This window comes from Limnohabitans sp. Rim28 (genome assembly GCF_000293865.2).
Taxonomy (GTDB): domain Bacteria; phylum Pseudomonadota; class Gammaproteobacteria; order Burkholderiales; family Burkholderiaceae_C; genus Limnohabitans_A.
In genome coordinates this window covers 168,529-180,590 of the sequence record NZ_ALKN02000006.1, presented here as the reverse complement: position 1 = coordinate 180,590, position 12,062 = coordinate 168,529, and the positions used below count along the sequence as shown (strand labels likewise).

Annotated in this window: 13 protein-coding genes and 1 tRNA gene; 9 read left to right on the top strand and 5 right to left on the bottom strand. The window is 57.5% G+C overall.

The window, feature by feature from the left end; genetic code table 11:
• Positions 1 to 6 precede the first annotated feature (6 nt).
• Entirely contained in the window at positions 7 to 546 is a 540-nt protein-coding gene (locus tag B472_RS08865; protein ID WP_019426869.1) for a DUF2946 family protein, read from the top strand.
• A 58-nt stretch (positions 547 to 604) separates the two neighbouring features.
• Here B472_RS08865 and B472_RS08860 read toward each other — a convergent pair whose 3' ends face one another.
• The gene (locus tag B472_RS08860; protein WP_019426868.1) at positions 605 to 1,126 is read right to left on the bottom strand and encodes a cytochrome c5 family protein; all 522 of its coding nucleotides are present in this window, start codon (positions 1,124 to 1,126) and stop codon (positions 605 to 607) included.
• A 141-nt stretch (positions 1,127 to 1,267) separates the two neighbouring features.
• Here B472_RS08860 and B472_RS08855 point away from each other — a divergent pair.
• Positions 1,268 to 1,343, top strand: a tRNA-Arg gene (locus B472_RS08855).
• Positions 1,344 to 1,379: 36 nt separating this feature from the next.
• On the opposite strand, the gene B472_RS08850 is transcribed toward B472_RS08855, so the two are convergent.
• On the bottom strand, positions 1,380 to 2,009 hold the full coding sequence (locus B472_RS08850) for an excisionase family DNA-binding protein (protein WP_019426867.1): 630 nt from the start codon (positions 2,007 to 2,009) through the stop codon (positions 1,380 to 1,382).
• A gap of 265 nt (positions 2,010 to 2,274) precedes the next feature.
• Positions 2,275 to 2,979 carry an orotate phosphoribosyltransferase gene (gene pyrE / locus B472_RS08845; RefSeq protein ID WP_019426866.1) on the bottom strand — a complete coding sequence of 235 codons (705 nt, stop codon included), beginning with the start codon at positions 2,977 to 2,979 and terminating at the stop codon, positions 2,275 to 2,277.
• Positions 2,980 to 2,989: 10 nt separating this feature from the next.
• Between pyrE and B472_RS08840 the strand changes: the two genes are divergently transcribed.
• Positions 2,990 to 3,781 (top strand): exodeoxyribonuclease III, encoded by a 792-nt coding sequence (locus tag B472_RS08840; protein ID WP_026039516.1) that lies wholly within the window; start codon positions 2,990 to 2,992, stop codon positions 3,779 to 3,781.
• Between the two features lie 15 nt (positions 3,782 to 3,796).
• Here B472_RS08840 and B472_RS08835 read toward each other — a convergent pair whose 3' ends face one another.
• The gene (locus tag B472_RS08835; protein WP_040505930.1) at positions 3,797 to 4,525 is read right to left on the bottom strand and encodes a methyltransferase; all 729 of its coding nucleotides are present in this window, start codon (positions 4,523 to 4,525) and stop codon (positions 3,797 to 3,799) included.
• Between the two features lie 229 nt (positions 4,526 to 4,754).
• On the opposite strand from B472_RS08835, the gene B472_RS08830 reads away from it, so the two are divergent.
• From B472_RS08830 to B472_RS08820, 3 genes are all read left to right on the top strand, one after another.
• The gene (locus B472_RS08830) at positions 4,755 to 6,419 is read left to right on the top strand and encodes a ShlB/FhaC/HecB family hemolysin secretion/activation protein (RefSeq protein WP_019426863.1); all 1,665 of its coding nucleotides are present in this window, start codon (positions 4,755 to 4,757) and stop codon (positions 6,417 to 6,419) included.
• A 64-nt stretch (positions 6,420 to 6,483) separates the two neighbouring features.
• Positions 6,484 to 9,855, top strand: a complete 3,372-nt coding sequence (locus B472_RS08825) for a filamentous hemagglutinin N-terminal domain-containing protein (RefSeq protein ID WP_081504952.1) — start codon at positions 6,484 to 6,486, stop codon at positions 9,853 to 9,855.
• Between the two features lie 91 nt (positions 9,856 to 9,946).
• Positions 9,947 to 10,582 (top strand): hypothetical protein, encoded by a 636-nt coding sequence (locus B472_RS08820; protein WP_202862777.1) that lies wholly within the window; start codon positions 9,947 to 9,949, stop codon positions 10,580 to 10,582.
• Between the two features lie 70 nt (positions 10,583 to 10,652).
• On the opposite strand, the gene B472_RS08815 is transcribed toward B472_RS08820, so the two are convergent.
• A complete protein-coding gene (locus tag B472_RS08815) occupies positions 10,653 to 10,967 on the bottom strand; it encodes a BON domain-containing protein (RefSeq protein ID WP_019426861.1) in 315 nt (104 codons plus the stop codon).
• Positions 10,968 to 11,217: 250 nt separating this feature from the next.
• Here B472_RS08815 and B472_RS08810 point away from each other — a divergent pair, with 250 nt between their 5' ends.
• The 3 genes from B472_RS08810 to B472_RS17430 are packed head-to-tail and all read left to right on the top strand — an operon-like array spanning position 11,218 to position 12,049.
• The gene (locus B472_RS08810) at positions 11,218 to 11,544 is read left to right on the top strand and encodes a DUF883 family protein (protein ID WP_019426860.1); all 327 of its coding nucleotides are present in this window, start codon (positions 11,218 to 11,220) and stop codon (positions 11,542 to 11,544) included.
• Positions 11,544 to 11,927 carry a hypothetical protein gene (locus B472_RS08805; protein WP_019426859.1) on the top strand — a complete coding sequence of 128 codons (384 nt, stop codon included), beginning with the start codon at positions 11,544 to 11,546 and terminating at the stop codon, positions 11,925 to 11,927. Before B472_RS08810 ends, B472_RS08805 begins: the two co-directional genes overlap by 1 nt.
• A complete protein-coding gene (locus B472_RS17430) occupies positions 11,924 to 12,049 on the top strand; it encodes a hypothetical protein (protein ID WP_019426858.1) in 126 nt (41 codons plus the stop codon). Before B472_RS08805 ends, B472_RS17430 begins: the two co-directional genes overlap by 4 nt.
• Positions 12,050 to 12,062 lie beyond the last annotated feature (13 nt).

Here is a 12,062-nt window from a genome sequence, read left to right as displayed (position 1 = left end):
TGAAGAATGGATGACCTGGTTCGACAAGCTATGGCGAAGTGGCCCAACGTGCCGGATTGCTTTGGCTGGCTTGGACTCGATGCGCGCGGCCAATGGTGGATGCGCGATGACCGCGTTCAGGCATTGGGCGCTTTTCAGGAGGGATCGAGCGCTGCAAAAGGCTCGTTGTTGCAGCATGAAAAGCTCATTGCCTTCATCGAGCGCAATTACGCGTGCAACGAACAGGGGTGGTGGTATTTCCAAAATGGCCCGCAAAGGGTCTACATCGAGTTGGCTGTGACGCCTTTCATTTGGCGCTTGGACGACACATTTGCGGTGCACTCGCACACGGGCATGCTGGCCAAGCCTAAAGCTTGCTGGTTGGATGAAACAGGGCGAGCCTATCTCGACACCGACTTGGGCTTTGGACTGGTGCACACCATGGATGTCCCTAGGCTGGCAAAAGCACTTGAACAAGGACTTTGGGATTGCCAAGAATGCCCATTCGGTGAGCTGCCCAAAACATTTGCTTTTGAGCGTAGCCCCCAGATGGCAAATCTCAAATAAAACGACAAGACATAAAAAAACCGACCGTCAACGATCGGTTTTTGAAGCAAGGCTGAAATTACTTGGCCGCTTCAGCAACGGGTGCTTTAGGGGCTTCGAACTTGCCGCCAGCACTGTTGGCCAAGTAAACCACTGCACGAGCGATTTCAGTGTCGTTGAAGTCGCCGCCAGCTTGAGCACCCATAGCGCCCTTGCCTTTCAAGGCGGAATTGACCAATCCGTCAAGACCCTGGCCTAACCGGGCGCTCCAAGCGCTTGCCACGGCGAACTTAGGGGCGCCAGCTGCGCCGGCGTCGTGACATGCGGCACACTGCGCTTTGTAAACCTCATCGCCATTTTTCAGGGGGCGATTGGCATCACGAACTTCAACGGTGCCAACTTTCTGGATGCGAAGTGCGGTGGCTTTCTCAACGTCTACAGCGCCAGCGGCCGGTTTGTTCTCTGAGGTGACATAAAACACCAAGCCGATGATGATGAACACGGGAATGACAAATGATGCAAAACTCAGCATCAGCATTTGCATGGGGGTTTTGACGGGGCCGGTATGGGCTTCGTGTTGATCGTGGCTGTTGTCGCTCATGAAATCCTCGTTGGGGGGTGGCCGTAAGGGCTGTCTTGGTGGTCAAAATCAACTGCGGATTATAGCGGCCCACCCTTCACGGTTCTTTCAAATGACCTGAGTCAACGAACAAGCCGTGTGATAATCGGTCAGTCAAAAAGTGCGGCTGTAGCTCAGTGGATAGAGTATTGGCCTCCGAAGCCAAGGGTCGTGGGTTCGATCCCCGCCAGCCGCACCAATTGAACCTGGCCAGGGGGCTTGACTTGGACGCGTTTCAAAGCCTGCTGGAGGCCACGATGCCGATCAAATAAGCATGCAGCCAAATCGGTGAAATTGGGCCAGGCACCAATTGGATGGTCGAAGCAGACGGATAGGGCACAGAAGACAACAAGCTTTTTTCTTGTGTGACGATCACCACCGGCAAAGGTGATTTGCCCCGCTTGTTGAAGTTCTCCAGAGCTTGTAAGGTTTTCTCCTGCTGCACCAGAGGCGCAGACAGTTCCATAACAAGCATGTCTGGGCGGTGCGTAGACAGGTCCAAAATCGCTTCTGTCACCGATTCAAAAAAACTCACATCAATGGGCAATTGCCACTGAGCCAGATCATTTTTGAAAGCCGGAATCCATTCCGAATTTTCAACCATGACACTGATGTGTTGGCGGTTCTCCGTTTTGACTTTGCGTTGCAAAGCCATGTGGACATGGCTTTGGTATTCGGAAATCGAATCGAATGCAATTCGGCGGTGACCACCACGGGTCTTCCAGCCCTTCAGCTCGCCTTGATCCACCAGAGTTTGTACCAGCGTTGTTGAAAGCCCCAGCACTTTCGCAGCACGGGCCGTGCTCAAAAATTGAGACCGACTTGCTTTGGATTGGGGTGCTTCCAATTCGGAGGCGTTCAACATTCGAACATCCTCAAGCGGGAGAAAATCGGCAACGTTTTTGTCGTGCACGGCACATGCTCACAATGCGCAACAAAAGCCGGTGGGGTGATGGGAGAGACAGGACGTTGCTTCATTTAAAAATGCCATTAGTGGCAAAAATGGCATTATCGATACACGGCAGCCAAAGCGAATCACCCCAAAGGATTGGCCCGTAAAAAATCAGGAATAAAAATTCAGGTCATTGACCATGGAGACCACCGCGAGCCCAGGGCTCGCCGGTGGTGCATCACACGCCGTAACGGTCTCTGTAAGCTTGCACAACAGGCAGGTGCTCGCCCAATGGGCTTTGAGTGTGTTGGGCCAAAAAATCAAGCAAGTCTGACAGCTGTGCAATGCAGCAAACCTGCATGCCTAACGTGTTGCGCACATACTGAACGGCGCTGTGCGGGACGTCCTTGACCGAACCGTCGGCTTGTTTCTCGGTGGCCATCTCTTGACGGTCAAGGGCGATGGCAATGCCATGAGGAATGGCCCCGGCTGCTTGAATCAGGGCGATGGATTCCCGTGCAGCGGTGCCTGCGCTCATCACATCGTCCACGATCAGTACCCGGCCCTGCAAGGGGGCGCCCACCAATGATCCGCCTTCGCCATGGTCCTTGACCTCTTTGCGGTTGTAGGCGAACGGCACATTCTTGCCCAAACGCGATAACTCAATGGCGACAGCAGCGCCAAGTGGGATGCCCTTGTAGGCCGGACCAAAAATCATGTCGAAATCGATCTCGCTGGCCAGCAAGGCTTTTGCATAAAATTGTGCCAATCGACTGAGCTTGGCGCCGTCGTCAAACAGTCCGGCGTTAAAGAAGTACGGGCTCATGCGTCCGGCTTTGGTCTTGAATTGCCCAAAACGCAAAACGCCAGCATCGACTGAAAACTGCACAAATTCCTGAGCAAGCGCCTGCATTTCGGCGCTGCTTGCCTGTCCTGTCACCATGGGGAAATCCTTGTTCAAACTCACCAGCCTCAACCTCAACGGCATCCGCTCGGCCACCACCAAAGGCGTTGAAGCCTGGTTGGCGCAAGAAAAACCTGATTGTATTGGCGTGCAAGAGGTCAAAGCGCAGGGCCCCGATGTGGTGGGCAAGTTTGATGAGTTGGCCGGTTTGAAGGGCTATTTCCACTTTGCACAGAAAAAAGGTTACTCCGGCGTGGCCCTTTACACCCGACATGAGCCCAGCGATGTGGTGGCAGGTTTTGACGGCGGTGAGTTTGATGCCGAAGGCCGTTATGTTGAATTGCGCTTTGACACCCCGTCGCGCAAGCTGTCCATCATCAGTTGCTACTTTCCCAGTGGCTCCTCCGGGCCAGAGCGGCAAGAGGCCAAGTTTCGATTTTTGGACAAGATGTACCCGCACCTGATGGCCCTCAAGGCTGAGCGTGACTTCATTGTGTGCAGCGACGTGAACATCGCCCACCAACAGGCTGATCTGAAAAACTGGAAGGGCAATCTCAAGAACAGCGGCTTTTTGCCGCAAGAGCGCGAGTGGATGACCCAGCTGACCACTCAAGGGGGTGTGGTCGATGTGTACCGCCACCTGCAGCCACACACCACCGACGACTGTTACACCTGGTGGAGCAACCGCGGGCAAGCCTATGCCAAGAATGTGGGTTGGCGACTGGACTACCACTTGGCCACGCCCGCGCTGGCTGAAAAAGCCCGCAAGGAATCGATTTACAAAGCCGAGAAGTTTTCAGACCATGCGCCCTTCACCGTGGAATACGATTTCAGTCTGTAAGTGCGGGCTTTTTCGTCAAGCGCGGGTGTACGTCAGCATGCGGCCCTTGTAGGCGAGTGAATTCCCTTTGGCGGGGCACGCCAACAGCTGCTCATGCAGGTCAAAGCCGGCCAGTGTCATGTGCTTGTGAAAGGCTGCGCGGTTGCCACGGTTCGGGTCCACCACCCAGACTTCGGATCGGGCAGCGGCATGGGCACCGATGAATCCGGCCAACGCACCTTCGTCGTCGCGCTCATACAAAATGTCGCTGCCCACAATCAAATCAAACAAGCCGAGGACTTGCGCGTCCTTGGCCGCTGTCAGCACCGGCAGACCGTCCTCGCGTTGCGCTGCACGTCCCCACAGCCCATGCCGGTAGCGCAGTGGCGGCAGGTCATTGAGGCGAATGTTTTCGTCTAAAAATGCTCGCGCCAAGGGATGGCAGTCGCTGGCCGTCACCTGTGCGCCTCGGCGATGCGCCACCAAACTCGCCAAACCCAAGCCGCAACCAATTTCAAGGATGCGTTCGCCAGTGACTGGCCGCAAAGCCATGCGCTCAGCCAAACGCATCCCGGAGGGCCAAAGCAGGCCAAACAAAGGCCAAGTGGCCGAGGAAATGCCCAAATTCAGGGCCTCGTCCAAAGGGTCGTGAAATTGATTTTTGTCGAGCAAGGCCCGGATGATCAAGTCGTCCGTACCTGCAACCGCGATGCTGTCCTGACGCGTCAGATAGCCGGGTGAAGAGGGGTGCAAAAAGACAATCATTGCAGCGCAAGTGCAAATACCAAAAGGCGCTGGCTTGCTCGACTGTACACCGTGCTTGTGGGCGACCACTGTGCTGCACACATGCGCTGATGCGAGGCAGACTTTGCTGCCAACTTCAACGCATGTGATGGTTTGGTGCCTCAGCGAACTGACTGCGCCCATCAAAGCCTGCATCCTCCAAGGTGTCATCCCTTTTGGAAAAAGGGGATTTACCTTTGAAAGAATGCCAATGCTCAAAAAAAAATGGTCACCGTATTGGATCCTCTTGTTGGCTCAAGGGGCATGGGCGCAAACACTGCCCAGTGCCGGGGGGCAGATGCAGCAACTCCCTACCGTGCCGATGGCGCCCGGGTCGCTCGCGCCCATAGAGTTGAGATCTGCACCCACGCCCACCGTTTCAGAGGCCTCTGGTGCGGTTTTCAAAGTGCATCGCTTGCAGGTCAACGGTGCCAGCGTGTACCCCGAAGCCGATTTGTTGAAGCGGGTTGGTTTTGTGCCCGACCGTGATCTCAGTTTGCAAACCTTGCAGGCGATGGCCGACCGCATCACACAGCATTACCGTGAGAATGGCTACCTGTTGGCTCGCGCGTATCTGCCAGCACAAGAGATTCGTGAGGGCGTTGTGACCTTGGTTGTGCTCGAGGGGCAATACGGCCAAATCAAGTTGAACAACACCAGCACCCTGAACAGCCAAGTGCCCAAAGATGTCTTGGCAGGGCTGAATTACGGCGATGTGATCGCACTGCAGCCCTTAGAGGAGCGGTTGCTGTTGCTGTCGGATATGCCAGGTGTGGGCATCCGGTCTTCATTGGTTCCGGGCAGCGCTTTGGGGTTGTCCGATTTGCTGGTCGATGTCTTGCCCGGTGCGCGCATCAGTGGCAGCGTGGATGCCGACAACGCAGGCAACCGTTACACCGGTGAAGAGCGCATTGGCGGCACGGTCAATTTGAACAACCCCACCGGCAGGGGCGACATGGCCAGTTTGCGTGTGCTCACCTCAGGCCACGGATTGCGCTACGGGCGCGCGGCTTACCAATGGCCCATGGGCCGGGGCCGAGTGGGCGTGGCGTACAGCGACTTGGCCTACAGACTGGGGCGAGAGTTTGCTGACTTGCAAGCCAACGGCCATGCGCGCACGGCCACATTGTTTGGCACCTATCCTTTGGTGCGGTCCCGGCAAAACAATCTGAGTGCAGGGCTGTCCTTGGAGGCCAAGTCTTTTCAGGACCGGCTAGATGCAGAACCCTCTCAAACCGACAAACGCGCGCATGTGGCGGTCGCATCCCTGTACGGCGATCGACGTGACAGCTTGGGTGGTGGTGGCTTGAGCACCTACTGGGTGGCTTTGTCGGCGGGGTCTTTGGACATCAAAACCCCTGCGGCTTTGGCGCGCGACAGCGCCTCTGCGCGCACCGATGGGTCATTCTCCAAGTTGGGCTTTGCCGTTTCCCGTTTGCAGCGTGCCAGTCCCAGCATTTCATTTTTTGCGGGTTTGAGTGGACAAGTGGCGGCTCAAAATTTGGACATCTCCGAAAAGATGGAGTTGGGCGGCATGAATGGCGTGCGGGCCTATCCGGAAGGCGAGGCCTATGCCGATGAAGGCGCCCTCTTGACGCTGGAGGTCAGAAAGCAGCTGGACGTGTCTGCACAGTCTGTGGGCCAAGTGCACCTGGCTGCGTTCATGGACGCTGGCACCGTCAAATTGCATCACCAAGCATGGGCTGCTGGCGAACAACGCCGCCACTTGAGCGGCGCAGGCTTAGGCATCTATTGGACGCAAGTCCGTGATTTTTCTGTCCGGGCCTTTTATGCCCGCAAATTGGGCAGCGAAGACGCCACATCCGCACCCGACAAGTCGGGGCGCTTATGGGTTCAAGGCGTGAAGTATTTCTGACTCTCCTTCATGGGGGGCAGCCTGTTCGCTTTGTGCGGACGCAGTCGAGAACAAGGACAGATTCATGAACCACATTTACCGATCCATCTGGAGCCCTGCTGTGGGCACTTGCGTGGCCACTTCTGAACATGTCGCCGGACTTGGGAAAACCACGACCTCAAGGGTCAACACGGGTTCAGTCCATTCAGGCCAACGTGCATGGGGCCCATTCGATGGCGTCAGAATGCGCCGAGCTGGATCGACTGGCCGCCGATTGCCTGTGGCCTTGATGCTGGCATGGGGCGGACTGGTCATGGCCAACCCCACGGGTGGGGTGGTCAGCGCAGGCCAAGCCACCATCGCTCAAACACCAGGGCAAATGACCATCACCCAAACCACGCCCAACGTGGCGATCAATTGGCAAAGCTTTGGCATTGGGGTGGGGCAATCGGTTCAATTTGTTCAGCCGGGCAGACAGGCTATTGCCCTTAACCGGGTCGTGGGTGCAGACCCCTCTGTGCTCATGGGCAGCCTCTCAGCCAACGGCCAAGTGTTCCTCATCAACCCCAATGGGATCATGTTTGGCCTGGGCTCTTCGGTCAATGTGGGTGGATTGGTGGCGTCGACGCTGAACACCACCGATGTCGACTTCATGGCTGGGCGTTATCGGTTTTCGGGTCCGAGCACAGCAGAGTTGGTCAACCAAGGTGCCTTGCGTGCTGCAGACGGCGGTTATGTGGCTTTGCTCGGTGCGCATGTGAATAACAGGGGCACTGTGACGGCACATCGGGGCAGTGTGGCGTTGGCCGCTGGACAGGCCATGACGCTGGACGTGCTGGGTGACCAGTTGCTGAATGTCCACCTGGACCAAGGCGTCGCACAGGCGTTGTTGCGCAATGGGGGTTTGTTGCAAGCCGATGGTGGTCAAGTGCTCATGAGCACGCAAGTGGCAGGCAACTTGTTGGCCAATGCCGTGAACAACACCGGTGTCGTGCAAGCGCAGACTGTGGAAAACCGCCAAGGCACCATCGTGCTGTTGGGCAGCATGGGTGCGGGCACCGTGTCCCTCGGGGGCACCTTGGATGTGAGTGCGGGGCCTGGACAAAAAGCCGGCCGCGTGCTGGCCACAGGTCACCAGGTGGGCCTGTTTGATGCGCACATCTTGGCCTCGGGCGGCGCAGGCGGTGGACAGGTCTTGATCGGTGGCGGTTACCAGGGCCGTGATGCGGCTCTCCCCCATGCCCAATCGGTTTACATGAGCGCTGGCGCCACCATCGAGGCCAATGCACGCGATATGGGCCATGGTGGGCAGGTGGTGTTGTGGGCCGATGGCAGCACGAGGGCGCAGGGCCAGGTGTCAGCGCGTGGAGGCGCCCAAGGTGGCTATGGCGGCTTGATCGAAACCTCGGGTCAATGGTTGGATGTGGGTGGGTTGCGGGTGGACTCGCGCGCACCGCGTGGTCAAATCGGCACTTGGCTGCTGGACCCGGCGGACATCACCATTTCAAGCGCGGCGACCACCGATGCCACGGCAACAGGTGGTGTTTTTGCGCCGAACGCAGGGGTCGGTGCTGCCATCGTCAACGTGGCCGACTTGGTCAGCGCTTTAGGGGGCAGTAACGTCACACTGACCACCGCAAACACGGGCGCCAGCGGTGCAGGCCTCGGCGATATCGGTGTCAACGCAGCCATCACTTGGACAGCAACGACCACGCTCACCCTGAACGCTGCCCGCAATGTGAATGTGAACGAAGCCATCACTGGCACCAACGGCAGCTTGGCGTTGAACGCCGGGGGCGACGTGACGGTGGGCGCAGCCATTAAAACGACCACAGGCCAACTGGGCTTTACCGCAGCACAAGACGTCAACATCAACGCGGCGACCACCATCACCACGGGCAACTTGCAAGCGGTGGCGGGGCGCAACGTGACCGTCAGCGCTGCGTCTACGGTCACGACAGGAAATATGGTGCTGCGCGCCGACAACGACGGCACAGGTCCCGGTGCAGCAGCAGGTACTGTGGCCATTACCTGCGGGAGCAATTGCCTGACCGTGACCACAGGCGAGTTGATCATCCGATTCAACCCGGTGAATTACGCCAGCACCGGCAGTGAGATCGTGGCCTACGATGCCAATTTGACGGGTGCTGGCACGCTCGATGCCAAAGCGTGGGTGTTTGGCTTGGGCGACAACAAGGTGTACGACGGCACCACCACGGCCACGGTGAGCGGCTTGTTGCCCGATGTGACGGCCGCGCCGCCTCCGGTGACCTTGGGCCCGGTCAGTCTGGCCAACTTTGACACCCGACATGTGGGCACGGACAAAGCCATCACCTATGCGTCGACTTTTTCGAATGCCACCTACGATTTGTTTGCCACAGCCGCCGCGCCTGTGGGCACCTACCAAGCCCGCGCTGACATCACGCCACGCGCCTTGACAGTCAACGCGGTGACCGATGCGCGCGCGTACAACGGCACCACAAGTTCGGTGGGCGTGCCCACGGTCACAGGCTTGCAAACCAGTGACACCTTGAATGGTGCTTTGACCCAATCGTTTGCCAGCAAAGATGTGTTGGGGGATGGTGCCAGTACCTTGGCTGCCAACGGCAGCTTCAGTGTCAGCGATGGCAATGGCGGTAGCAATTACAGCGTGAGTGTGCTGACTGTACCCGGCACCATCATGCCCGCACCCTTGACGATCACGGCCCAAGACGTGAGCAAGGTGTACGGACAAGCACCCGCCTTGACAGGTTTTGATGCGAGCGCTTTGGTCAATGGCGAGACGGTGGGCAGCGTGACACTGACCAGCGCAGGCCAAGCAGCAACTGCCGCTGTGCCGGGCAGCCCGTATGCGATTGTGCCCAGCAGCGCCACTGGCGGCACGTTCACCCCAAGCAACTACAGCATCAGCTATGTGAGCGGCGTGTTGACCGTGACGCCTGCGCCGGTGGCGCCGCCCGATGTACCACCGCCTGCAGTGGTGGTGCCTGAAGTGCCACCGATTCAGGTGGAGCCCGAGGTGGTGGTCCCTCCGGTCCAACCGCCGATTGTTGGAGAGCCTGAAGTGGTCGTGCCTGTCCCGGTGCCGCCTGTTGTGGTGTTGCCAGAAGTGCCGTCTACAGAAACGCCAGTGATCACGCCACCTGTTCAAGAGGCCTTGTCGCCCAGCGGTGAGAGACAGGCCTTGCCGAAAGTTCCGGGTCGTGACAGAGCCGTGGTCCTTCTGCGGGTCTTGCCTGGCAAAGTGCCCGTGCAAGGACCGGTGACCTTGGCGGCCACGGTGGTTCCAGAGCCATTACCGGTACCTGAGCCGGTTGACAAGCCCCTGACTGCTGAACCCATGCCAGCAGCTCAGTCGCTCATGCCAATACCCACGCCAGTACCCGCTGTACAACCTGCAGTCAAGCGCATGCTGCCCCCTCTTTTGCCACGACGACCTAAACAAGACCGAAACTGAGTTCGAACGCTGGACTGCCATGCGTTTGTTGCGTGCTGCTTCGGCTCCCAAATGTTGGGCCGTGATCGGGACATGGCTCTTGGGGAGCGCCATGCCATTCATGACTTGGCAAGCCACCGCTCAAAGCGCACCCGATGCTGGATCCATCCAAGCTGCACTCGTTCAGCGGGGTGCGTCGGTGCCTGCACAAGATTTGACGCATTGGATCATGCGCTCTTTAGACCACCAGGGCTTGCCCTTTGTGGTGGTCGACAAGCGCGAGGCGCGGGTATTTGTTTTCGACCGCGATGGCCGCATGTTGGGGACGGCACCCGCCTTGTTGGGCTTGGCCAAAGGTGATGATGGCATTAAAGACTTGGGCGACAGACCCTTGGCGCAAATCAAACCTGAAGAACGCACCACGCCTGCGGGCCGCTATCTGGCGCAATTGGATCGCAATAGCCTTGGGCAAACCATCATATGGGTCGACTATGAGCAGGCCATATCCATGCATCCCGTTCGCAGCTTGAATCCCCGTGAGCAGCGTTTGGAGAGGCTGGCTTCTCCTTCTGTGCACGACAACCGCATCTCCTATGGTTGCATCAATGTCCCAGTTCAGTTTTGGCGATCGGTGGTGTTGCCCGCATTTCGGGGCACTCCAGGCCTTGTGTATGTCATGCCAGAAGTTCAAGCCTTGGCATCTGTTTTTATCGGCCTGAAAGTTCAAAAAGAAGCGGCGGCGAAATGAATCAACCGCCGTAGCGTGGGCTGTGAAGCGCCGAATCCGACGGGAACGCCGGATTCGGCCCTGCTTCAGATCAAGGACGCACAGCGACCTCGTTGCGAACAGATGTGACGCCCCTTACACCGCGAGCGATGGTCTCGGCTTTGTTGCGCTCTAAAGTGCTTTTGGCAAAACCCGAAAGCATCACCGTGCCGTTCAGTGTTTCCACACTGATGGATGAGCCTGCCACGTCTTTGTCTTCAAAAAATCGTGACTTCACCAAAGTGGTGATGCCCGTGTCGTCGATGTAGGCACCCACAGATTCCTGGCCACGCGTGACCGCGCAACCAGATGCAAGCACCAGAACCAGAGAAGCGGCCAATGTGGCCCAAGTCGTTTTTCGAATCATGTTGTAGTCCTATCGTGCAGTCGGTCGAAACAGCCAAGCCAAGGCTTGACCCCTTGCTTGAAGCCACACCCCATGGGATGGCTGTTCAAGACAATTCATCGTATGCAGGAACTGGTGATGAGTCGGTGCGCCAGAGCGCACAAGCTGCGTCTTATTTCATAACTGCACCCTTGGTGTGACAGCCCACAGACATGGCGTTGCGCGGATCCTAAAGTGAATGTCTCTCTTTTCATTCACTTCAAAGGCCAATATGTCCGATCTCAAATCCGCCACCGAAAAAATGTCCTCTTTGGGCGCCAGTGTCAACAGCAATGTGGATGAATTACTCAACGAAGCACGACCTGTGTTGAGCCGCATGACACACCGTGTCAAAGATGAGCTGCACGATCTGAGTGAATCCGGCAAAGATGCCATGTCCGACGTCAAGCACAAGTTGGAAAAAGAAGCCCGCCATGTGCGCGTGACAACCGAGCACTTCATCCAACACGAACCGATGACTTCCGTGCTGATTGCGGCCGGCACCGGGGCTGCAGCGGCTTTGGCGGTGTCCTGGTTGATGCGTTCACGTCAACGCTGATGCTCAAGCTGCTGCTGAAAATGATGTTGCTGCCGCCCGAGCTGATCAAGTCGCATGCCCAAGGCTATGTGGACTTGGCCAGCGAGGTGGGTTCGCATTACATGTGCACGCTCAAAAACAGATGGGTGATGTTTGCACTGAGTGCGGTGACCATGGTGCTGGCCTTGATCTTCGGTGGTGTGGCCTTGATGCTGTGGAGCACAGCCACTCAACTGGTCGCATCGCAAGCGGCGGTTTTGTGGGGCTTGCCCAGCAGCTTTTTGGTCATCAGTGTGCTGCTGGGGTGGCGCGCAAAAAGTTTGCGTCTGCCGTCCTTGTGGCAAGACATTCAGTCGCAGCTGCAATTGGACCTCGAAGTCATTCGAACGGCTGACGCGCCATGAGTGCCGAGTTGACGCCCCTTCAGCGTCTGGCCATTTCACGAAGCCAGTTGGCGCACGCTTTGCGTGATCCTGTTTGGCTGATGCTGCTGCAGCGCTTTTTGAAAGAAAAACCGCCTTCTTAGTTGCAGATCGGTT

What these genes read in the sequence shown, in the direction of transcription:
- B472_RS08865 (WP_019426869.1), top strand. Translation starts at nt 7, where the DNA reads ATGGATGACCTGGTTCGACAAGCTATGGCGAAGTGGCCCAACGTGCCG.
- B472_RS08860 (WP_019426868.1), bottom strand. Translation starts at nt 1,126, where the DNA reads ATGAGCGACAACAGCCACGATCAACACGAAGCCCATACCGGCCCCGTC.
- B472_RS08850 (WP_019426867.1), bottom strand. Translation starts at nt 2,009, where the DNA reads ATGTTGAACGCCTCCGAATTGGAAGCACCCCAATCCAAAGCAAGTCGG.
- pyrE (WP_019426866.1), bottom strand. Translation starts at nt 2,979, where the DNA reads ATGGTGACAGGACAGGCAAGCAGCGCCGAAATGCAGGCGCTTGCTCAG.
- B472_RS08835 (WP_040505930.1), bottom strand. Translation starts at nt 4,525, where the DNA reads ATGATTGTCTTTTTGCACCCCTCTTCACCCGGCTATCTGACGCGTCAG.
- B472_RS08830 (WP_019426863.1), top strand. Translation starts at nt 4,755, where the DNA reads ATGCTCAAAAAAAAATGGTCACCGTATTGGATCCTCTTGTTGGCTCAA.
- B472_RS08825 (WP_081504952.1), top strand. Translation starts at nt 6,484, where the DNA reads ATGAACCACATTTACCGATCCATCTGGAGCCCTGCTGTGGGCACTTGC.
- B472_RS08820 (WP_202862777.1), top strand. Translation starts at nt 9,947, where the DNA reads ATGCCATTCATGACTTGGCAAGCCACCGCTCAAAGCGCACCCGATGCT.
- B472_RS08815 (WP_019426861.1), bottom strand. Translation starts at nt 10,967, where the DNA reads ATGATTCGAAAAACGACTTGGGCCACATTGGCCGCTTCTCTGGTTCTG.
- B472_RS08810 (WP_019426860.1), top strand. Translation starts at nt 11,218, where the DNA reads ATGTCCGATCTCAAATCCGCCACCGAAAAAATGTCCTCTTTGGGCGCC.
- B472_RS08805 (WP_019426859.1), top strand. Translation starts at nt 11,544, where the DNA reads ATGCTCAAGCTGCTGCTGAAAATGATGTTGCTGCCGCCCGAGCTGATC.
- B472_RS17430 (WP_019426858.1), top strand. Translation starts at nt 11,924, where the DNA reads ATGAGTGCCGAGTTGACGCCCCTTCAGCGTCTGGCCATTTCACGAAGC.